The organism is Jiangella anatolica, from assembly GCF_003236295.1.
In the GTDB taxonomy this organism is placed as follows: Bacteria; Actinomycetota; Actinomycetes; order Jiangellales; family Jiangellaceae; genus Jiangella; species Jiangella anatolica.
Genome location: NZ_POTW01000118.1, coordinates 1 through 19,714, shown reverse-complemented (window position 1 = coordinate 19,714; position 19,714 = coordinate 1). Strand labels below are relative to the sequence as shown.

17 protein-coding genes are annotated in these 19,714 nt (G+C 71.8%); 5 read left to right on the top strand and 12 right to left on the bottom strand.

The genetic code is table 11. From position 1 onward, the window contains the following. From C1I92_RS29570 to C1I92_RS29560, 3 genes are all read right to left on the bottom strand, one after another. Nucleotides 1-316: VOC family protein (locus C1I92_RS29570; protein WP_199521721.1), on the bottom strand; the 316-nt coding region annotated here is incomplete at its 3' end. Nucleotides 317-344: 28 nt separating this feature from the next. Continuing rightward, nucleotides 345-1,838: a tRNA (N6-isopentenyl adenosine(37)-C2)-methylthiotransferase MiaB gene (gene miaB / locus C1I92_RS29565; protein WP_111258225.1), complete on the bottom strand. Its 1,494-nt coding sequence runs from the start codon at nucleotides 1,836-1,838 to the stop codon at nucleotides 345-347. A gap of 58 nt (nucleotides 1,839-1,896) precedes the next feature. Next, a complete protein-coding gene (locus C1I92_RS29560) occupies nucleotides 1,897-4,200 on the bottom strand; it encodes a M14 family metallopeptidase (RefSeq protein ID WP_111258224.1) in 2,304 nt (767 codons plus the stop codon). 307 nt (nucleotides 4,201-4,507) lie between these two features. Between C1I92_RS29560 and C1I92_RS29555 the strand changes: the two genes are divergently transcribed. The 4 genes from C1I92_RS29555 to C1I92_RS29540 all read left to right on the top strand — a co-directional run bounded on the left by C1I92_RS29555 (nucleotide 4,508) and on the right by C1I92_RS29540 (nucleotide 7,819). After that, the gene (locus tag C1I92_RS29555) at nucleotides 4,508-5,263 is read left to right on the top strand and encodes an amino acid ABC transporter ATP-binding protein (protein WP_111258223.1); all 756 of its coding nucleotides are present in this window, start codon (nucleotides 4,508-4,510) and stop codon (nucleotides 5,261-5,263) included. A gap of 29 nt (nucleotides 5,264-5,292) precedes the next feature. Then, a complete protein-coding gene (locus tag C1I92_RS29550; protein WP_199521720.1) occupies nucleotides 5,293-6,189 on the top strand; it encodes a glutamate ABC transporter substrate-binding protein in 897 nt (298 codons plus the stop codon). 80 nt (nucleotides 6,190-6,269) lie between these two features. Further along, a complete protein-coding gene (locus C1I92_RS29545; protein WP_111258221.1) occupies nucleotides 6,270-6,920 on the top strand; it encodes an amino acid ABC transporter permease in 651 nt (216 codons plus the stop codon). After that, the gene (locus C1I92_RS29540) at nucleotides 6,917-7,819 is read left to right on the top strand and encodes an amino acid ABC transporter permease (RefSeq protein ID WP_111258220.1); all 903 of its coding nucleotides are present in this window, start codon (nucleotides 6,917-6,919) and stop codon (nucleotides 7,817-7,819) included. Before C1I92_RS29545 ends, C1I92_RS29540 begins: the two co-directional genes overlap by 4 nt. Before the next feature lie 16 nt (nucleotides 7,820-7,835). Here the strand turns inward: C1I92_RS29540 and rny are convergent, their stop codons facing one another. From rny to C1I92_RS29495, 9 genes are all read right to left on the bottom strand, one after another. Then, on the bottom strand, nucleotides 7,836-9,491 hold the full coding sequence (gene rny / locus C1I92_RS29535) for a ribonuclease Y (protein ID WP_111258219.1): 1,656 nt from the start codon (nucleotides 9,489-9,491) through the stop codon (nucleotides 7,836-7,838). Between the two features lie 343 nt (nucleotides 9,492-9,834). Further along, nucleotides 9,835-10,452, bottom strand: a complete 618-nt coding sequence (locus C1I92_RS29530) for a regulatory protein RecX (RefSeq protein WP_199521719.1) — start codon at nucleotides 10,450-10,452, stop codon at nucleotides 9,835-9,837. Nucleotides 10,453-10,462: 10 nt separating this feature from the next. Further along, nucleotides 10,463-11,500: a recombinase RecA gene (gene recA / locus C1I92_RS29525; RefSeq protein ID WP_111258218.1), complete on the bottom strand. Its 1,038-nt coding sequence runs from the start codon at nucleotides 11,498-11,500 to the stop codon at nucleotides 10,463-10,465. Between the two features lie 154 nt (nucleotides 11,501-11,654). Continuing rightward, a complete protein-coding gene (locus C1I92_RS29520; RefSeq protein WP_199521718.1) occupies nucleotides 11,655-13,019 on the bottom strand; it encodes an MFS transporter in 1,365 nt (454 codons plus the stop codon). Further along, entirely contained in the window at nucleotides 13,016-13,825 is an 810-nt protein-coding gene (locus tag C1I92_RS29515; RefSeq protein ID WP_111258217.1) for an ABC transporter permease, read from the bottom strand. The genes C1I92_RS29520 and C1I92_RS29515 overlap by 4 nt, the downstream gene beginning before the upstream one ends. Then, the gene (locus C1I92_RS29510; RefSeq protein WP_111258216.1) at nucleotides 13,822-14,619 is read right to left on the bottom strand and encodes an ABC transporter permease; all 798 of its coding nucleotides are present in this window, start codon (nucleotides 14,617-14,619) and stop codon (nucleotides 13,822-13,824) included. Before C1I92_RS29510 ends, C1I92_RS29515 begins: the two co-directional genes overlap by 4 nt. Then, on the bottom strand, nucleotides 14,619-15,533 hold the full coding sequence (locus tag C1I92_RS29505; RefSeq protein WP_369124143.1) for an ABC transporter ATP-binding protein: 915 nt from the start codon (nucleotides 15,531-15,533) through the stop codon (nucleotides 14,619-14,621). Before C1I92_RS29505 ends, C1I92_RS29510 begins: the two co-directional genes overlap by 1 nt. 89 nt (nucleotides 15,534-15,622) lie before the next feature. Continuing rightward, nucleotides 15,623-16,219 carry a hypothetical protein gene (locus tag C1I92_RS29500; RefSeq protein WP_146605329.1) on the bottom strand — a complete coding sequence of 199 codons (597 nt, stop codon included), beginning with the start codon at nucleotides 16,217-16,219 and terminating at the stop codon, nucleotides 15,623-15,625. Nucleotides 16,220-16,238: 19 nt separating this feature from the next. Beyond that, entirely contained in the window at nucleotides 16,239-16,433 is a 195-nt protein-coding gene (locus C1I92_RS29495; RefSeq protein WP_111258213.1) for a DUF3046 domain-containing protein, read from the bottom strand. A gap of 64 nt (nucleotides 16,434-16,497) precedes the next feature. Between C1I92_RS29495 and C1I92_RS29490 the strand changes: the two genes are divergently transcribed. Next, a partial coding sequence (locus C1I92_RS29490) for a DEAD/DEAH box helicase (protein ID WP_111258212.1) occupies nucleotides 16,498-19,714 on the top strand: 3,217 nt, incomplete at its 3' end.

Sequence of the window (19,714 nt, the reverse complement as noted above, 5' to 3'; positions counted from 1 at the left end):
GGTCCTCGACGACGGCGACCCGGCCCACCGGTACGTCGGCCGGCGGCGAGACCACCCGCCCACCCGCCGCCACGATGCGCTCGACAGCCGGCTCGACCGCGTCGACCAGCCATGCCGGTCCCGGTGGCACGTCGGCCGCCAGCACGAGCTCGCTCTCGGCGTCCGGGAGCCGGAGCCCGGCCTGGCCGATGGCGTCGTGGCGCCAGAGCAGCTCGTGTCCCAGTTCGTCGCGATAGAACGCCAGGCCCGCGTCGAGGTCGGGCACCCGGACGACCACAGCGTCGACGGCCCGCAGCACCGGATCGTCGTCGCTCATCGCGGCCCCAGTGGACTCAGTCGTGGACTCAGGCGTGGCCGCAGGCCGGCGCCTCGGCGACGGGAAGCGCGGCGGGGGCGCCGACCGTCGGCATGCCCAGCAAGACCCCGGGGGCGGTCACAACGGAAGGCGACGCCGTCGCCCGCTCGAACGCGTCACCGGCCCGTGTGCGGCGCAGCGCGTACGTCGGCCCGTCCGCCACCAGGTGATGCGGCGCGGCATAGCTGACCTGCACCGTCACCATGTCGCCCGGCCGCGGCGCCGCCGCCCCGGACGGCACCGAGAAGTGCACGAGCCGGTTGTCGCGGGCCCGGCCGGACAGCCGGTGCGTCTCGCCGTCCTTGCGGCCCTCGCCCTCGGCGACCAGCACCTCGACGTCGCGGCCGACGAAGGCGCGGGACTCGTCCCAGGCGACCTCCTCGACCAGCGACGCCAGCCGCTGGTAGCGCTCGCGCACCACCTCGGGCGGCACCTGGTCGTCCATCGTCGCCGCCGGCGTGCCGGGGCGCTTGGAGTACTGGAACGTGAACGCCGACGCGAACCGCGCCTCGCGCACGACCGACAGCGTCTCCTCGAAGTCGGCCTCGGTCTCGCCGGGGAACCCGACGATGATGTCGGTCGTGATGGCCGCCTCCGGCATCGCCGCGCGCACCTTCGACACGATGCCGAGATAGCGCTCCTGCCGGTACGAACGCCGCATCGCCCGCAGGACGCGGTCCGACCCCGACTGCAGCGGCATGTGCAGCTGCGGCATGACCGTCGGCGTCGACGCCATGGCCTCGATGACGTCGTCGGTGAAGTCGCGCGGGTGCGGGCTGGTGAACCGGACCCGCTCCAGCCCCTCGACGGCGCCGACGGTGCGCAGCAGCTTGCCGAACGCGTACCGGTCGCCGAACTCGACACCGTAGGCGTTGACGTTCTGGCCGAGCAGCGTCACCTCGATGACACCCTCGGCGACCAGCGCCTGCACCTCGGACAGGACGTCGCCCGGACGGCGGTCGCGCTCGCGGCCGCGCAGCGCCGGCACGATGCAGAACGTGCAGGTGTTGTTGCAGCCGACGCTGATCGCGACCCACGCGGCGTACGGGCTCTCGCGCCGCGACGGCAGGTCCGACGGGAACGTCTCGAGCGCCTCGACGATCTCGACCTGCGCCTCCTGCTCGACCCGGGCCCGGTCCAGCAGCGCCGGCAGCGAGCCGACGTTGTGGGTGCCGAACACGACGTCGACCCAGGGCGCCCGCCGGGTGATCTCGGTCCGGTCCTTCTGCGCCAGGCAGCCGCCGACGGCGATCTGCATGCCGTCGCGGCCGGCCTTCACCGACGCCAGGTGGCCGAGATTGCCGTAGAGCTTGTTGTCGGCGTTCTCGCGGACGGCGCAGGTGTTCAGCACGACGACGTCGGCCGTCGCGCCGTCACCCGCGCGCGTGTAGCCCGCGTCCTCCAGCAGCCCGGAGAGCCGCTCGGAGTCGTGGACGTTCATCTGGCACCCGTAGGTGCGGACCTCGTACGTGCGCGCGTTCATGTCGTCACCCAGGATAAGCGCTCGCCCCGGCAACCTCGCCGGGGCGAGCATCCCTGCTTCAGCGCACGCGGACGGTGAACCGTTTGTGGCTCTCGACCTGGCCCTTCACGTCGACGGAGATCCACCGGAACGTCGTCGTCTCGGAGACCTCGATGACCTCGCCGGGCTCGCGCATGGCGGCCGCCTCGTACACCGGCGACTCGGTGGTCGGCGTGCTGCCGTCGGTCGTGTAGTGGATCGACGCCGGCTCGCTGGGCTCGAACGTCACGTGAACCGTCCCGTCGGGCTGACGCTCCTGCACCAGCCGCGTGGTGGCCGGGTACCGGTCCTGCCCGTACGCCATGGCGATCTCGAACATCTCGATCACACCGCTGGCGTACTCCTGGTACTGCAGGTCCGCCTCCGGCCACTCCGGGATGAAGCCGCCGCCGGAGTCGAACTCGCCGGTCTCCGGGTTCCACTGGACGCCGCCGATCTCCCAGCCGAACGCGTAGATGCCGTAGTTGAAGTACAGGTCCTCGCGGACGTTCCCGGCCGACGAGTACAGGACGTCGGACGAGCCGCCGACGTTGCCCGGCTGGACGACGGTGTCGCGCAGCCCCTTGACGTTGGAGAGGATCTCCTCTGCCATCTCCCAGTAGTACGTCTCGTCCCGCAGCGGCGGCCGCGGCGTCGTGATGCGGCCCTCGGCGATGTAGGCGCCCGGCTGCCAGAACAGCTGCCCGCCGGAGCTGTGCACCGTCATGAAGAACTTGAGGTTGTCGAACGTGTCGGCGAGCCAGACGATGTTCTGCGCCTCCGGCTCGGACAGCTTGTCCGGGCCCATGTAGGTGTCGGACGTGCACGAGAACGAGGCGCCGTCGTAGCCGTCCAGCGCCGAGCCGACCCGGTAGTTCCGGTTGAGGTCGACGCCCCAGTTGCCGCGCGCCAGCACGTCCGCCGACCCCGTCAGCGGGCAGTGGTTGGTCATGGTGCGCCGCTGTCCGATGCGGTCGAAGAAGTTGTAGTGACCGCCGTCGGGGTTGTTCGACGGGACGATGAGGATGTCGACGTTCTCCAGGATCCGCCGCGTGGTCGGGTCGTTGTCGCGGTTGGCCAGCAGCCGCTCGGCCGCCTCCAGCGCGACCAGCGGCGTCACCCGCTCGCGGGCATGGTCCTGGGCGATGATCAGCACGCCCGGCCGGGAGCCGTCGCGGTGGGTGCCGATCCGCAGCGCCCGGATCGGGAACGGGTCGCGGGAGATCTCCGGCGGCGCGGCGAGGTGGTCGCTGAGCAGCGTCGGCGCCGCCGGGGCGACGATCCCCGCGCCGGCGTTGCCGCGGTACGGGTACGCCTTCACCAGCGCACCGGCCTCGGCGTTCAGCGCGGCGACGACCTCGGCGGCGGTGCTGGTGACCGCGCCGGCCGCGTCGGTGCGGAGGTGGACGGTGATCGCGTCGCCGTCGACGCTGACGTCCAGCGCGCTGCTCGCGACGCCGGGATCGCGCAGCTCGACGGAGATGTCGTTGCCGCCCTCGTGCCCCCAGGCCAGCGAGTCGACGCCGACTCGGCTGTCGTTCGCCGTCCCGAACAGCGCCTGGGCCAGCCGGCGGTACCCGTTGGTACGGTTCGGCAGCTCGACGATCTCGGTGACGTCGGGGTGCTCCGCGTGCAGCTGCTCGAGCCGCTCGTAGACCTGGGTCGGGTTCAGGTAGCCGTCGATGAACCCGTACTCGTAGCCCGGGCGGTCGACGTCGGCGGCGGTCTCGTGCAGCCAGTCGGTGACCGGCGCCGTCGAGCTGCCGCCGAGCGAGCTGGTGACGGTGATCTGGTCCGGCCGCGGGCCGTCGACCCTGGTCAGGACCCGGTGGTAGAGGTACTCGCCGGAGTCGATGTACGCAGGGATGGCCACCGTGCCGCCGTCCCAGCTCAGCGTCAGCGCGGCGGCGTCGAGCGCGTCGGACTTCACTTCGACGGAGAGGAAGCCCTGGCCCTTCGTGGTGAACCAGTCGACCCGGCCGACGGTGACGGTGTCCGCGTCGACCGCCGCCTCGGCGCTGGGCGCCGCCGCCCGGGGCGCCGACGGCGTGACCGCTGTGGTCGCCGGGCTCTGCGCCGCCACCGTCGCGCCGAACGCGTCCAGCCCGGCCAGCTGATCGGCCGTGAGCAGCGCGTCGACGACGACGCCGTCGGGGACCCGTTCGTAGTCGCCGGTGAAGTCGTAGCCGGCGTCCTCCATCGCGTACAGCGCCTCGCTGCCGGGGACGTGCACGCGAATGACCCGTTCGTCCGGCAGCGGCAGCTCCTGCCGCACCGGCGCGACGTCCGGCGACGGGTCGCTGGCCTGCGCGGACAGCCCGGCGACGGTGAGTCCGGCCGTCACCGCCGTGACGAGTAAGAGGCGGGCCGTTCGTCGGTGTGTGACCACGAGAACCTCCGGGGATGAAACCGCCATGTCACCGGAGATCGGGGGAGATTCGTCCGGTGTGTGGCGAATGATCGCACAGTGCGATGTGACAGCGCATGACTTCGCCCACACAGCGGACGGCATCGCCTGCCGACACCGGCCTTGTTGGTTTTGTTACCAACCAGTGACCGGAACCGCAGCTCAAAGGGCATGACAGGCGGTCTTCTCCCCCATACCGTGGACGCCTGTCCCGGGATCGTCGTAGAGGTGGTGGTGTGAGTCCATGAGCGTCGAGACCGCCGGCGGGCCGCTGGTCGAGCTGCGCGACGTCAACAAGCACTTCGGTGCCCTGCACGTGCTGCGCGACATCAACCTGAGCGTCGACCGCGGCGAGGTGGTCGTCGTCATCGGGCCGTCCGGGTCGGGCAAGTCGACGCTGTGCCGGACGATCAACCGGCTCGAGACCATCGACTCCGGCACCATCGCCGTCGACGGCCGGCCGCTGCCCGAGGAGGGCAAGGGCCTGGCCCGGCTGCGCGCCGACGTCGGCATGGTGTTCCAGGCGTTCAACCTGTTCGCACACAAGACGGTGCTGCAGAATGTCACGCTCGGCCCGGTCAAGGCGAAGGGCGTGAAGAAGTCCGAGGCGGAGAAGACGGCAATGGAGCTGCTCGACCGCGTCGGTGTCGCGGACCAGGCCCGCAAGCTGCCGGCCCAGCTGTCCGGCGGCCAGCAGCAACGCGTCGCGATCGCCCGGGCACTGGCGATGAAACCCAAGGTCATGCTGTTCGACGAGCCCACCTCCGCGCTCGACCCGGAGATGATCAACGAGGTGCTCGACGTCATGATCGCCCTCGCCCGCGACGGCATGACGATGATCGTCGTCACCCACGAGATGGGGTTCGCCCGCCGGGCCGCCAACCGCGTCGTCTTCATGGACGCCGGCAGCATCGTCGAGGAGGCCGCACCGGAGGAGTTCTTCACCAACGCACAAAGCGATCGGGCCAGGGACTTCCTCAGCAAGATCCTGACCCACTGAGACATCGAACGTCAGTAGAGGAGAACACCATGCGTACCCACCGATCGATGCGGCGGTCCGGCGCTCTGGCGGCCACGGCGCTGTCCGCGCTGCTGGTCCTCGCGGCCTGTGGTGACGACGACGGCGGCGACGACACCGCCAGCGGCGACGAGCCGTCGGCCGAGGCCGGCGACTTCCCCGAGGGCAGCACGATGGCCGAGCTGGCCGAGGCCGGCGAGATCACCGTCGGCACCAAGTTCGACCAGCCGCTGTTCGGCCTGGTCGGCCCGGACGGCACCCCCGTCGGCTTCGACGTCGAGATCGCCAAGATCATCGCGTCCGAGCTGGGCATCAGCGAGGACAACATCAACTGGGTCGAGACCGTCTCGGCCAACCGCGAGCCGTTCATCCAGGACGGCCAGGTCGACATCGTCGTCGCGACCTACACGATCAACGACGAGCGCAAGCAGCTGGTCGACTTCGCCGGCCCGTACTTCAACGCCGGCCAGACGATCATGGTGCTGGAGTCGAACACCGACATCAACGGCCCGGACGACCTCGCCGGCCGCCGCGTCTGCTCGGTCGAGGGCTCCACGCCGGCGGAGAACATCCGCACCAACTACCCGGAGGCGGAGCTGTTCCCGACCGGCGCGTACTCGGACTGCCTGGAGCCGCTGCGCAACGGCCAGGTCGACGCCGTCACCACCGACAACGTCATCCTGTCCGGCTTCGTCGACCAGAACCCGGGCGAGTTCAAGCTGGTCGGTGAGACGTTCACCGAGGAGCCGTACGGCATCGGCCTGGAGCTCGGCGACACCGAGTTCCGCAACTGGATCAACGACGTGCTCGAGGCCTCCTTCGAGGACGGCCGCTGGGAGCAGGCGTGGGAGGACACCGCGGGCACGGTGCTCGACACGCCGGAGCCGCCGGAGGTCGACCGGTACTGACGGCACGTCATCGGATGGACCGCCGCCCTGGTGCGGCGGTCCATCCGTTCTGAGTCCGACCCGCCGAGAAGGGCTGCCTGATGGACACCGTGATCGATGAGCTCCCGCTCTACTGGGACGGGTTCACCACCACACTCTCGCTCACTCTGCTGTCCGCCGCGATCGCGCTGGTGGTGGGCACGATCCTCGGGTCCTTCCGGGTGTCGCCGGTGCCGACGCTGCGCTGGTTCGGCACGGCGTACGTCGAGATCGTCCGGAACACGCCGCTGACGCTGGTGTTCATCTTCTTCGTGTTCGTGGCGCCGCAGCTGGGCTGGACGCCGTCGGACTTCTTCGCCCCCGCCGTCGTCGCGCTGTCGGTCTACACGGCGGCGTTCGTCTGCGAGGCGGTGCGCTCGGGCATCAACAGCGTCGGGCTCGGCCAGGGCGAGGCGGCCCGGGCGGTCGGGCTGACGTTCCCGCAGACGCTGCGGCTGATCGTGCTGCCCCAGGCGTTCCGCACGGTGATCCCGCCGTTGATCAACATCTTCATCGCCCTGACGAAGAACAGCTCCGTCGCCGGCGGCTTCTTCGTCGCCGAGCTCTTCGGCGTCGCTCGCCAGCTGACGAACGCGCACCCGAGCGACATCTACCCCGTCCTCATCTTCATCGGGGTCTTCTATCTGATCATCACGGTCCCGGCCGGGATCCTCGCCGGCTACGTCGAGCGGAAGGTGGCGTTCGCCCGATGAGCTCGATCCTGTATGACGCCCCCGGGCCGCGCACCCGCCGCCGCACGACCCTGTGGTCGATCCTGGGGGGCCTGTTCGTCCTCGGCCTGCTGTACCTGGCCTACCGCCAGCTCGACTCGCGCGACCAGTGGGATCCGGAACGCTGGCAGGTGTTCACCGACCCGCCGCTGGGACAGTCCGCGGCCGACGTCTGGCGCTCCATGCTCGTCACCGGCCTGGGTGCGACACTGCGCGCGGCCGGGGTCGCGGCGGCCATCGCGCTGGCGCTCGGCCTGCTCCTGGCCGTGCTGCGGATGACGCCCGCGGTCTGGATCCGCACGCCCGTCACCGTCGTCATCGAGTTCTTCCGCGGCCTGCCGGTCGTGCTGCTGATGTTCTTCGGCGTCATCGCGATCGGCCTCCCCATCTTCTGGGGCGTCGTGTTCGGCCTCGTCGTCTACAACAGCGCGATCTTCGCCGAGATCCTCCGCGCGGGGATCGTGTCGCTGCCGAAGGGCCAGTCGGAGGCCAGCTACAGCATCGGACTCAGCCAGCGCCAGACCCTGTTCACCGTGCTGCTCCCCCAGGCCGTGCGGCGCATGCTCCCGTCGCTGGTGAGTCAGCTGGTCGTGCTGCTGAAGGACACCTCGCTCGGCTTCATCGTCGGCTACGCCGAGCTGCTCAATGTGTTGCGGAACAACACGCAGTTCTTCGGGCAGCGCTACTGGTTCCAGTTCTTCGTGGTGGGCGCGGCCATCTACATCGCCGTCAACTTCACGCTGTCCCGGCTGGCTGTCTATCTGGAGCGGCGCGGCACCGCGAAGGCGGCCGGCGGCGTGGCGAAGGCCGACCAGGTGCAGATCGCGGGTACGCACGCCACGGGCGCGGACGGCGCCGGCCAGCTGGGCACGCCGCCCTGACCGGCGCCGGACTCCGTCAGCGAGCGAACTCCGTCGAGCGGGACTCGCGGACGACGGTGATGCGGATCTGGCCGGGGTAGGTCAGCTCCTCCTCGACCTGCTTGGCGATGTCGCGCGCCAGGACCTGCGCCTGGATGTCGTCGACGACGTCGGGCAGCACCATGACCCGGACCTCACGGCCGGCCTGCATGGCGAAGACCTTCTCGACGCCCTCGTGGCTCATCGAGATCTCCTCCAGCCGCTCCAGCCGCTTGACGTACGCCTCCAGCGACTCGCGGCGGGCGCCGGGGCGGCCGCCGGAGATGGCGTCGGCGGCCTGGGTCAGGACGGCCTCGACGGTGCGCAGCTCGACCTCGTTGTGGTGCGCCTCGATGGCGTGCACGACGTCGTCGTTCTCGCCGTAGCGCCGGGCGATCTCGGCGCCGATGAGCGCGTGGCTGCCGTCGACCTCGTGGGTGAGCGCCTTGCCGATGTCGTGCAGCAGCGCGCACCGCTTGTTGAGCTTGACGTCCAGGCCCAGCTCGCCGGCCATCATGCCGGCCAGGTGCGCGGACTCGATCAGGTGCTTGAGCACGTTCTGCCCGTACGACGTGCGGTAGCGCAGCCGTCCCAGCAGCGCGACGAGGTCGGGGTGCATGTCGGTGATGCCCATCTCGACCAGCGCGTCCTCGCCGGCCCGCACACACAGCGCCTCGACCTCGGCCTTGCTCTTCTCGTACTGCTCCTCGATGCGGTGCGGGTGGATCCGCCCGTCGAGCACCAGCTCCTCCAGCGTCAGCCGGGCGACCTCGCGGCGGACCGGGTCGAAGCACGACAGCAGAACCGCCTCGGGCGTGTCGTCGATGATCAGGTTCACGCCGGTGACCTGCTCGAACGCCCGGATGTTGCGGCCCTCGCGGCCGATGATGCGGCCCTTCATCTCATCGCCCGGCAGGTGCAGCACCGACACGACGGACTCCGCGGTCTGCTCGCTGGCCAGGCGCTGGATGGCCAGCGTGATGATCTCGCGGGCGCGGGCCTGGCCGTTCTCGTTGGCGTCCTTCTCGATGTCGCGCACCCGCATGACGGCGGCCCGCTTCGCCTCGTCCTCGACGGCGGCGACCAGCTCGGCCTTGGCCTGTTCGGCGGTCAGCTGCGCGGCGCGTTCCAGGATGGCGCGCCGCTCGGCCTCGAGCGCGTCGAGGTCGGCGGTGCGGCTGGCCAGCTCGGCGGCCTGCGTCTCGACCTCCTGCAACCGCTGCGTCAGCGACTCGGTGTCGGCGGCGATCTTCTCCTCGCGCTCGACCAGGCGCTGCTCCCGTCGCTCGAGGTCGGCGCGCTGCTCGCGCAGGTCCTCGCCGGCCTGGTCGGCGCGCTCGCGCGCCTCGTCGGCGCGTGCCCTGGCCTGCTCGGCCTCGGCGGCGGCGCGGGTCTTCAGCTCGGCGGCCTCGGTGGTGGCCTTCGTCCGCAGCTCCTCGGCCTCGCGGCGGGCGGCCGCCCTGACCTCGTCGGCCTCACTCTGGGCGGCGGATCGCAGCCGCAGAGAGTCGGCCTCGATCTGTGCGAACAGCTCAGCGGAGTTGGCGCGCGTGCCCTCGACGCCGCGGAGCCGACTGAACAAGACGTAGAGCGCTACGGCCAGTAGCGCCACGACCACCAGTCCGACCAGCAGAATTGCCGTTCCGGTGTTCATCGGCGGGCTCCCTCACATATAGCGGTCTGCGCAGGCAAACCGGCTGCTGGCGGGAACCGCACCACGACCACGACCGCACCGCGAACGATGCAGCTCGAACCACCGACGTGCCACATCAGTGCTGCAGCACGCACACCTCGACGAGCCGCCCCGGCCTGCCCTGCACTGGCCCCGGCGGTGCTGTGGTGTCGAGTGTTGCCATGTTCTCTATGTCCGATCCGCGGTCGCGGAGTTGCTCTCCACCTTTGGAGTTGAGGTTACGTAAGGGTGTACAGACGGTCAAGGAACCCGAACGCGTGCCGCCCGGACGCTGTGGACCGGCCGCCGCCGGGGGGCCGCCGCGTCAGTCGGCGAGGAAGTCGTCGGGGAGGTCCATGCCGTCGACGCCGTCGGACTCGAGGGCTTCGCGGACGACCCGGAAGGCGAGGCCGGGCGGGTAGCCCTTGCGGGCCAGCAGGCCGGTGAGCCGGCGGGTGCGGGCGACCGGATCGAGGCGGCGGGTGCTCGGCAGCCGTGCGTCGACGAGGGCGCGGGCCGTCGCCGCCTCCTGCTCGGGGTCGACCGACTGGACGGCGTCATGGGCGACGGCGGGCTCGACGCCGCGTTTGCGCAGCTCGTAGCCGAGCGCACGGCGGGCCAGGCCGCGTCCGGAGTGCCGCGACTCGACCCACGCCTTCGCATACGCAGCGTCGTCGACCAGCCCGACGTCGGCGAACCGGTCCAGCACGCCGTCGCGGACCTCCTCCGGCACACCCTTGCGCGCCATGGCGGCGTCGAGCTGGGCCCGGGTCTGCGGCGCGACCGACAGCCGGTTCAGCGCGATCGTCCGCGCCACCGACTCCGGGTCGGCGTCGGGGCCGGCGGCGGTGTCCGCGTCGGCATCGAGCCCACGCTCCGGCCCGTCGCCGCCACCTCGACCGTCCGGGCGGCCGCGCCTCGGCCGCCCGGCGTTGCTGCTCACCACGGCTGCCTCAGAAGTCGACCGGGGCCTCTTCGACCGCGGCGTCGATCTTCGGGCCGACCCCCAGCTTCTCCTTGATCTTCTTCTCGATCTCGTCGGCGAGGTCGGGGTTGTCCTTGAGGAAGTTGCGGGCGTTCTCCTTGCCCTGCCCCAGCTGGTCGCCCTCGTAGGTGTACCAGGCGCCGGACTTGCGCACGATGCTCTGCTCGACGCCGAGGTCGATGAGGCCGCCCTCGCGGCTGATGCCCTCGCCGTAGATGATGTCGAACTCGGCCTGCTTGAACGGCGGCGCGACCTTGTTCTTCACCACCTTGACGCGGGTGCGGTTGCCCACCGCGTCGGTGCCGTCCTTGAGCGTCTCGATGCGGCGCACGTCGAGGCGGACGGAGGCGTAGAACTTCAGCGCCTTGCCGCCGGTGGTGGTCTCGGGCGAGCCGAAGAACACGCCGATCTTCTCGCGCAGCTGGTTGATGAAGATGGCCGTGGTCTTGGACTGGCTCAGCGCGCCGGCGATCTTCCGCAGCGCCTGGCTCATCAGCCGGGCCTGCAGGCCGACGTGGCTGTCGCCCATCTCGCCCTCGATCTCGGCCTTGGGCACCAGCGCCGCCACCGAGTCGATGACGATGATGTCGAGCGCGCCGGAGCGGATGAGGGTGTCGGCGATCTCCAGCGCCTGCTCCCCCGTGTCGGGCTGGGAGACGAGCAGGGAGTCGGTGTCGACCCCCAGCGCCTTCGCGTAGTCGGGGTCGAGCGCGTGCTCGGCGTCGATGAAGCCGGCCACGCCGCCGGCGCGCTGGGCGTTGGCCACCGCGTGCAGCGCCACGGTGGTCTTGCCGGAGGACTCGGGGCCGTAGATCTCGATCACCCGGCCACGCGGCAGCCCGCCGATGCCGAGCGCGACGTCGAGGGAGATGGCTCCGGTCGGGATCACCTCGATGGGGACCCGGGCCTCCTCGCCCAGCCGCATCACCGAGCCCTTGCCGAAGGATCGCTCGATCTGCGCGAGCGCGGCTTCGAGCGCCTTGTCGCGGTCCGCGGAAACAGCCATGGGCACCACCTGGGGTCGACGGGCCGGCGCACGGCCCTGCGTTTTCTTGGTCATCGCCGGAGACGTTACGCGGTGCCACCGACAAGATCGAGAACGAGTTCCCGAGACTGTGGACAACCGCGCCGACCGTTCTCGGTTGTGGACAGAGCCGACTCTATGCCGAACGGGTGTTCGAGAGCGAGCGACACGCCGGAATCAGCATCGCGGCCACCGGAGCGACCAGCAGGACCGCCGCCCCGGCGTTCAGCACGCCGTACCCGTACGACCCCACGACGAGGCCGGCCAGCGCTCCCCCGCCGGCCGCCGCCAAGCCCATCAGCAGGTCCGACGCGCCCTGGACGGCCGGCCGCTCGGCCACCCCGACGGCGTCGGTGAGCAGCGTCGAGCCGGCCACCATGCACGCCGACCAGCCGAGCCCGAGCAGGAACAGCCCGGCCGTCAGCCCCGGCGAGTGCCCCTCGTGAGCCGTACCGGACAGCGCCACCGACACGAGCAGGATCAGCACGCCGCCCAGGATCACCGGGATCCGGCCGACGTTGTCGGACAGCCAGCCCATCACCGGCGAGAACGCGAACATGCCGGCCACGTGCACGCTGATGACGAACCCGATGACGGAGATCGAGGCGCCGCCGTGGGTCATGTGCACCGGCGTCATCACCATGACGGTCACCATCACGGTGTGCCCGACGACGACGGAGATCAGGCCGAGCACCGCGGGCGGACTGGCCGCGATCGCCTCCCACCCGGCCCGCAGCACGCCCGTCCGCCGCGCCGGTCGCCGCACCGGAGGAACCCCGGCGGCAGAGCCAGCGGGGACCCCCGTAGCAGCGCCCCCGGCAGCAGCGCCCTCAGCAGCCGAGACCTCGGCGGACGAGCCCACAGCCGAGGCCCCGGCCGCCGCCTCGCTCAGCCGGCGCGCCGTCACCAGCGGATCCGGCCGCAGCCAGAGGAGGATCACCGCCGCGGCCAGCCCGAGCACCACGGCGCCGACGAGGAACGGACCGGCCAGCGGCTCGAAGCCCAGCGCCGACGCGAGATCGCCGGCCGGACCGGCCAAGTTGGGACCGGCCACCGCGCCCACCGTCTGGGCCCAGACGATGACGGACAGCGCCCGGCCGCGGGCCTGCGGTGGCGCCAGGTCGGTCGCGCCGTAGCGGGCCTGCAGGCTGGCCGCCGTCCCGCCGCCCAGCAGGGCCGTCCCGACGAGCAGCAGCGGGAACAGCTCCAGCTGCGTCGCGACCAGCGCGATCAGGGCGCCCGCGGCGCCCAGGCCGTAGGCCAGCCCCAGCCCGAGCCGGCGTCCGTGCGACATCGCCAGCGACGCGGCCGGCATCGCCAGCAGCGCCGCGCCGAGCACCTGCGCGCTCTGCACCAGCCCGGACAGGTCGTCGCGGCCGAAGACCTCGGTGACGACGACGGCGCCGACGGCGATCGCCGCGGACACGCCGAGCCCGCCGACGACCTGGCCGGCGATCAGCGTGCGGACGGTACGCCGCTGGACCGCCTCGACCTCGCTCACCGCAGCAGCAGCCGTTCGATGCGGCGGGCCGCGAACACCAGTCCCACGAGACCCATGACGGCAAGGTACGCGACGTGCGCCAGGATCCCCCAGGCCACGTCGCCCAGCATCAGGTCGCGGATCATCGCGACGCCGTGGTAGAGCGGCGTCGCCTGGACCAGCCACCGGATCGACTCGTCGTACGTCGACAGCGGATAGAACGTGGCCGAGAACAGGAACATCGGCATCAACGCCAGCTGGATGTAGTCGAAGTCCTGCCAACTGCGCAGGTACGTCGTGACGGACATGCCGACGGCGGCGAAAGCCAGCCCGATGAGGCTCGCCGCCGGCAGCGCCAGCACCGCCCACCAGGAGCTCACCATCCCCGCGGCCGCCGCGACCACCAGGAACGCCGTCGAGTACAGCAGCCCGCGCAGCAGCGCCCAGGTGATCTCGCCGACGGCGACGTCGCGCGGGCCGAGCGGTGTGGCCAGCACGGAGTCGTACAGCCTGGCGTACTTGAGCTTGAAGAACAGGTTGAAGGTGGAGTCGTAGACGGCGCCGTTCATCGCGGCGGCCGCCATCATGGCCGGCGCGACGTAGGCGGCGTACTCGACCATGCGCCCGCCGCCGGCGTCGACGTCGCCGATCAGCGCGCCCAGCCCGACGCCGAGCGAGAACAGGTAGAACATCGGCTCGAACACGCCGCTGACCAGCGTGACCCAGCCGTGCCGGAACGCGCGGGCGTTGCGTTCCACCAGCGCCCGGGCCAGACCGGCGCCGGCCGGGATCGGCAGCGCCCGGGCGATCGCGTTGACGGCGCTCACGTGACCAGCCGCTTCCGGAAGCTCGCGAACGCCAGCCACAGCCCACCGGCGGCCCACAGCAGCAGGTAGCCGGCGTGCCCGAGCGAGCCGGCCACCGTCGCCGTCTCCAGGACCAGGCCGCGGCAGAGCTCCACCCCGTGCCACAGCGGCGTGACCCGGGCGATCGCCTCGAGGAGCGCGGGCAGCTGCGAGACCGGGAAGAACGTGCCGGAGAACAGGAACATCGGCATGACGATGAACCGGAACAGCACGTTGAAGCCGCTGTCGTTGTCCTGCCTGGCGGCGAACGCGAACACAGGCGTGGTGAACGCCAGGCCGGTCAGCACGGCGGCGAACACGGCCGCGAGGACCCACCACGACGCGATCGCGCCCAGCGCGACGGCCACGACGGCGAACGCCACGCTCGTGATGGCCACCCGCATGGTGACGAACGCGACGTGGCCGAGGACGAGGTCGGCGATGCCCAGCGGCGTGGCCAGCATGGCGTGGTACTGCCGATGCCACTTCAGGGCGCCCATCACCGGGAACGTCGACTCGCCGACGGCGGTCTGCATGGCCTGGGCGGCGAGCAGGCCGGGCGCGATGAACTCGACGTATCCGGTCCCGCCGAGCCCGCCGTCGTCGACCAGCGCGCCGAGGCCGAATCCCATCGCGACCAGGAAGAACAGTGGTCCGAGGAAGCCGCTGATGATGGTGCCGCGCCACACCCGGCGGTAGTTGGCCATCCAGTACGCGAACGCGCGGCCGGCCAGCCGCCCCTCGTGCGGCCGCACGGGCGTCGTCGTCGCCGCCATCAGTCCACCAGCGTCCGGCCGGTGAGGTGGAGGAACACGTCCTCCAACGTCGAGCGGCGGGCCAGCACCGACAGCGGCGCCAGCCCGCGCCCGTGCACCGCGGCGGCCGTCGCGTCGCCGTCGTCGGTGTAGAGGAGCAGCCGGTCGGGCAGCACCTCGACGCGGTCGGCGAGACCGGTGAGCTTGGCGGCGTACGGCGCGTGGTCGTCGGCGGCGAACCGCAGCTCGAGCACCTCGCGGGTGGAGTGCAGCGCGATCAGCTCGCGCGGCGACCCCTCGGCGACGATGCGGCCGCCGTCCATGACGACCAGACGGTCGCACAGCTGCTCGGCCTCGTCCATGTAGTGCGTGGTCAGCACCAGCGTGACGCCGGAGCGTTTCAGCCGGAACAGCCGGTCCCACAGCACGTGTCTGGCCTGCGGGTCCAGGCCGGTGGTGGGCTCGTCGAGCAGCAGCAGCTCGGGGTCGTTGACCAGCGACCGGGCGATCGTCAGCCGTCGCTTCATGCCGCCGGACAGCGGCTCGACGACGCTGCCGGCCCGCTCACCGAGCTGGGCGAACTCGAGCAGCTCGTCGGCCTTCGCGTTGACCTGCGCGCGGGACAGGCCGAAGTAGCGGCCGTAGACGAGGATGTTCTCGCGCACCGTCAGCTCCTCGTCGAGCGTGTCGCGCTGCGGCACCACCCCGAGCCGGGCCCGGATCGCCGGTCCGTCCGTCGCCGGGTCCAGGCCGAGGATGCGCAGGCTGCCCTCCGTCGGCGGCGACACGCAGCCGATCATCCGCATGGTCGACGACTTGCCGGCGCCGTTGGGCCCGAGGAACCCGAACGCCTCGCCCCGCCGCACCTCGACGTCGATGGCGTCGACCGCGGTGAACTCGCCGAACCGCTTGGTGAGCCGGTGGGCGCCGACCATGGGCGGATCGCCGGGGTGTTCTGCCACAAACCGGACGCTACCCCGCCGGTCCGACAGCGGCATCCGGATTTCGCCCGGACGCGCCCCGCTCAGCCGGCCGTCTCGACCACGTCGCGAACGTAGAACTTGTACCAGAGACGGACCGGGGTCCCCGGGCCGTCGCCCACGGCCATGCTGGGCTTGATCGCGGTGGACACCTCACCGCTCGCGCCGTTGTAGTTGTCCTCGTGGCGAGTCTCGTTGACGTCGGCGGTCTCGGCCCACCGCGCGCTCTCGGCCCATTCGGCGACCAGAGCGGCGTCGACGCCGAGGAGGTCCGAGTCCGCCACCATCCGGTCGGCGGCGGCCTGCCCGTCGTCCTCGGTCCAGAACAGATCGACGTGGTCCACGTAACCGCGCCTGGTGGTCACCGTCATCTGCTCGGTGCGGCCGGACCAAGTGCCGCTGGGGAGCGTGAGGCTCACGGTGGCGTCGTCGGGCACGTCGACCATCTCCAGCTGGGCATCCGGGAGTCCCAGCGGCTCCGCCTCGATCGGACGGGTCAGGTCCCACTGCAGGCTGTTCCCGTCCCCGAAGAGCTGGGCGCCGTTGTCATCCTCACCGTCGCCGACGCGGATGGTGCACCCGGCCGTCGCCGCCAGCGCGAAGATCGCGGCCGCCGCGAGAATCACCTGTCGTGCCGACATCGGTCCACCTTGCCATCTCTCAGCGTTGGCTCGGCGGAAGGCGCAGGGCGTCGGCGACGGCGCGCCAGACCACCTTGGTGTCCTCGCCGGCGGCGAGCGCCTGGTGCACCGTCCGCCCGCCGAGGCCCTCGATGACGTAGTCGCGCGCCCACGAGTCCGCGTAGGTGGCGCCGAGCTGGTGCTCCATCCGCTCCCAGAAGTCCGTCAACCGCACGCCGTCAGTATCCCTCATCCCGAACCGCGCCGACCTTGTCGGTGGCCCGAGCGATGATGGGTCCATGGATGACGTCCTCGAGCTGTTCGGCCCGGCCACGCGCGCGTGGTTCGCCGGGTCGTTCGCCGCGCCCACGGCGGCGCAGGAGGGCGCCTGGCGTACGGTCGCCGCCGAGCATCACGCCCTGGTGGTGGCGCCGACGGGGTCCGGGAAGACGCTGGCCGCGTTCCTCTGGGCGCTGGACCGGCTGGCGTCGCAGCCGGTGCCGGAGGATCCGACGCACCGCTGCCGCGTCCTCTACGTCTCGCCGCTCAAGGCGCTGACGGTCGACGTCGAGCGGAACCTGCGCTCGCCGCTGGCCGGCATCGGGCACGCCGCCGCCCGGCTCGGCGTGCCGTCGCCGTCCATCAGCGTCGGCGTGCGCACCGGCGACACCCCGGCCGACGAGCGGCGCCGGTTCGCCAAGCATCCGCCCGACATCCTCATCACCACCCCCGAGTCGCTGTTCCTGCTGCTCACGTCGCAGGCGCGGGAGTCGCTGCGGCACGTCGAGACGGTCGTGGTCGACGAGGTGCACGCGGTCGCCGGCGGCAAGCGGGGCGCGCACCTGGCGTTGTCGCTGGAACGGCTCGATGCGCTGCTGGAACGCCCGGCGCAGCGCATCGGGCTGTCGGCGACGGTGCGGCCGATCGAGGAGGTGGCCCGGTTCCTCGGGGGCGGCCGCCCGGTCGAGGTGGTCGCGCCGCCGAGCGAGAAGCGGTGGGACCTCAAGGTGGTCGTGCCGGTGCCCGACCTCGACGAACTCGACGCGGTGGCGCCGCCGGTCCCGGCGCCGGTCGGGTTCGACGAGGACGGCGGCTCCGGCACCGCGTCGATCTGGCCGCACGTCGAGCAGCGCGTCGTCGACCTCGTCGAGGAGCACCAGTCCACCATCGTGTTCGCGAACTCGCGGCGGCTGGCCGAGCGGCTGACGGCGCGGCTGAACGAGATCGCGGCGGAGCGGTCCGAGGAACGCACGCCCGAGGATCCGCCGCTGTCGCAGCATCCGCCGCCGGCGTCGCTGATGGCGCAGGCCGGGTCGTCGCACGGCGCCGCGGCGACGATCGCGCGGGCGCACCACGGCTCGGTCAGCAAGGAGCAGCGGGCGCTGATCGAGGACGACCTCAAGTCCGGCCGGCTGCCCGCCGTCGTCGCGACGAGCAGCCTCGAGCTGGGCATCGACATGGGCGCGGTCGACCTCGTCGTGCAGGTCGAGTCGCCGCCGTCGGTGGCCAGCGGACTGCAGCGGGTCGGCCGGGCGGGTCACCAGGTCGGCGCGGTCTCCAGCGGCGTGCTGTTCCCGAAGTACCGCGGCGACCTCGTGCAGACCGCCGTCGTCGCCGAGCGCATGGTGTCCGGGCAGATCGAGCAGCTGACCGTCCCGCGCAACCCGCTCGACGTGCTCGCGCAGCAGATCGTCGCCATGGTGGCGATGGAGGACTGGACGGCCGACGACCTGCTGTCGCTGGTCCGGCGGGCGCATCCGTTCGTGACGCTGCCGCAGTCGTCGTACGACGCGGTGCTGGACATGCTGGCCGGGCGGTATCCGTCCGACGAGTTCGCCGAGCTGCGACCGCGGCTGGTGTGGGACCGCACCACCGGTGTCCTGAAGGGCCGGCCCGGTGCGCAGCGACTGGCCGTGACCAGCGGCGGGACCATCCCCGACCGCGGGCTGTTCGGCGTCTTCCTGGTCGGCTCCGACCCGCGCCGCGGCGGCGCCCGGGTCGGCGAGCTGGACGAGGAGATGGTGTACGAGTCGCGGGTCGGCGACGTGTTCGCGCTCGGCGCCACCAGCTGGCGGATCGAGGACATCACACACGACCGCGTCATGGTCTCCCCCGCGCCGGGACATCCGGGCAAGCTGCCGTTCTGGCACGGCGACACGCTGGGCCGGCCGGCCGAGCTGGGCGCGGCCGTCGGCGGCTTCGTCCGCGAGATCAACAAGCTGGCCGAGCCGAAGGCGCGCGAACGGGCCGCCGGCGCCGGGCTGGACGAGTGGGCCGTCGACAACCTCCTCGACTACGTCCGCGACCAGCGCGAGGCCACCGGCCACGTGCCCGACGACCGCACGCTGGTGGTCGAGCGGTTCCGCGACGAGCTGGGCGACTGGCGGCTGATCGTTCATTCCCCGTACGGCGCCCGGGTGCACGCGCCGTGGGCGCTGGCCATCGGGGCGCGGCTGCGCGAGCGCTACGGGGTCGACGTGCAGGCCGCGCACGCCGACGACGGCATCGTGCTGCGCATCCCCGACACCCTCGACGGCGTCGACGAGCTCTCCGGCGCCGAGGCGCCCGACGCTCGGCTGGTGGTGCTCGACCCCGACGAGCTGGACGACATCGTCACCGCCGAGGTCGGCGGGTCGGCGCTGTTCGCGTCGCGGTTCCGCGAGTGCGCCGCGCGGGCGCTGCTGCTGCCCCGCCGCTCCCCCGACCGGCGCTCGCCGCTGTGGCAGCAACGGCAGCGCTCGGCCCAGCTGCTGGAGGTGGCGTCGAAGTACGGCTCGTTCCCGATGCTGCTCGAGACCATGCGCGAGTGCCTGCAGGACGTCTACGACCTCGACGGGCTGCGCGACCTCATGCGCCGGGTCGCCGGCCGGCAGGTTAAGGTCGTCGAGGTCGAGACGCCGACGCCGTCGCCGTTCGCGCGGTCGCTGCTGTTCGGGTACGTCGCCGCGTTCATGTACGAGGGCGACTCCCCGCTGGCCGAGCGGCGGGCGCAGGCGCTGACGCTGGACTCGGCGCTGCTGGCCGAGCTGCTCGGCCAGACGGAGCTGCGCGAGCTGCTCGACCTCGAGGTGATCGAGCGCACCGAGGCCGAACTGCAGCGACTGGTCCCGGAACGGAAGGCGCGCGACGCCGAAGGGGTGGCCGACCTGCTGCGGCTGCTCGGCCCGCTGACGACGGACGAGGTGGCGGCCCGGTCCGTGGAGCCCGACGGCGCCGCGGCGCAGCTGGACGACCTGGTACGACAGCGGCGGGTCATCGCTGTGCGCGTGGCCGGCCAGGAGGTGTGGGCCGCCGTGGAGGACGCGGCCCGGCTGCGCGACGCGCTCGGGGTGGCGCTGCCCGGCGGCGTGCACGACGCGTTCACCGCGCCGGTGCCCGATCCGCTCGGCGACATCGTGGCGCGGTACGCACGGACGCACGGCCCGTTTCACGCCGGCGACGTCGCGACCCGGTTCGGCCTCGGTGTCGCGGTGGTCACGTCGACGCTGCGGCGGCTCGCGGCGGAGGGGCGGGTGG

What these genes read in the sequence shown, in the direction of transcription:
- miaB (WP_111258225.1), bottom strand. Translation starts at nt 1,838, where the DNA reads ATGAACGCGCGCACGTACGAGGTCCGCACCTACGGGTGCCAGATGAAC.
- C1I92_RS29555 (WP_111258223.1), top strand. Translation starts at nt 4,508, where the DNA reads ATGAGCGTCGAGACCGCCGGCGGGCCGCTGGTCGAGCTGCGCGACGTC.
- C1I92_RS29550 (WP_199521720.1), top strand. Translation starts at nt 5,293, where the DNA reads ATGCGTACCCACCGATCGATGCGGCGGTCCGGCGCTCTGGCGGCCACG.
- C1I92_RS29545 (WP_111258221.1), top strand. Translation starts at nt 6,270, where the DNA reads ATGGACACCGTGATCGATGAGCTCCCGCTCTACTGGGACGGGTTCACC.
- C1I92_RS29540 (WP_111258220.1), top strand. Translation starts at nt 6,917, where the DNA reads ATGAGCTCGATCCTGTATGACGCCCCCGGGCCGCGCACCCGCCGCCGC.
- rny (WP_111258219.1), bottom strand. Translation starts at nt 9,491, where the DNA reads ATGAACACCGGAACGGCAATTCTGCTGGTCGGACTGGTGGTCGTGGCG.
- recA (WP_111258218.1), bottom strand. Translation starts at nt 11,500, where the DNA reads ATGGCTGTTTCCGCGGACCGCGACAAGGCGCTCGAAGCCGCGCTCGCG.
- C1I92_RS29510 (WP_111258216.1), bottom strand. Translation starts at nt 14,619, where the DNA reads ATGGCGGCGACGACGACGCCCGTGCGGCCGCACGAGGGGCGGCTGGCC.
- C1I92_RS29505 (WP_369124143.1), bottom strand. Translation starts at nt 15,533, where the DNA reads ATGGTCGGCGCCCACCGGCTCACCAAGCGGTTCGGCGAGTTCACCGCG.
- C1I92_RS29500 (WP_146605329.1), bottom strand. Translation starts at nt 16,219, where the DNA reads ATGTCGGCACGACAGGTGATTCTCGCGGCGGCCGCGATCTTCGCGCTG.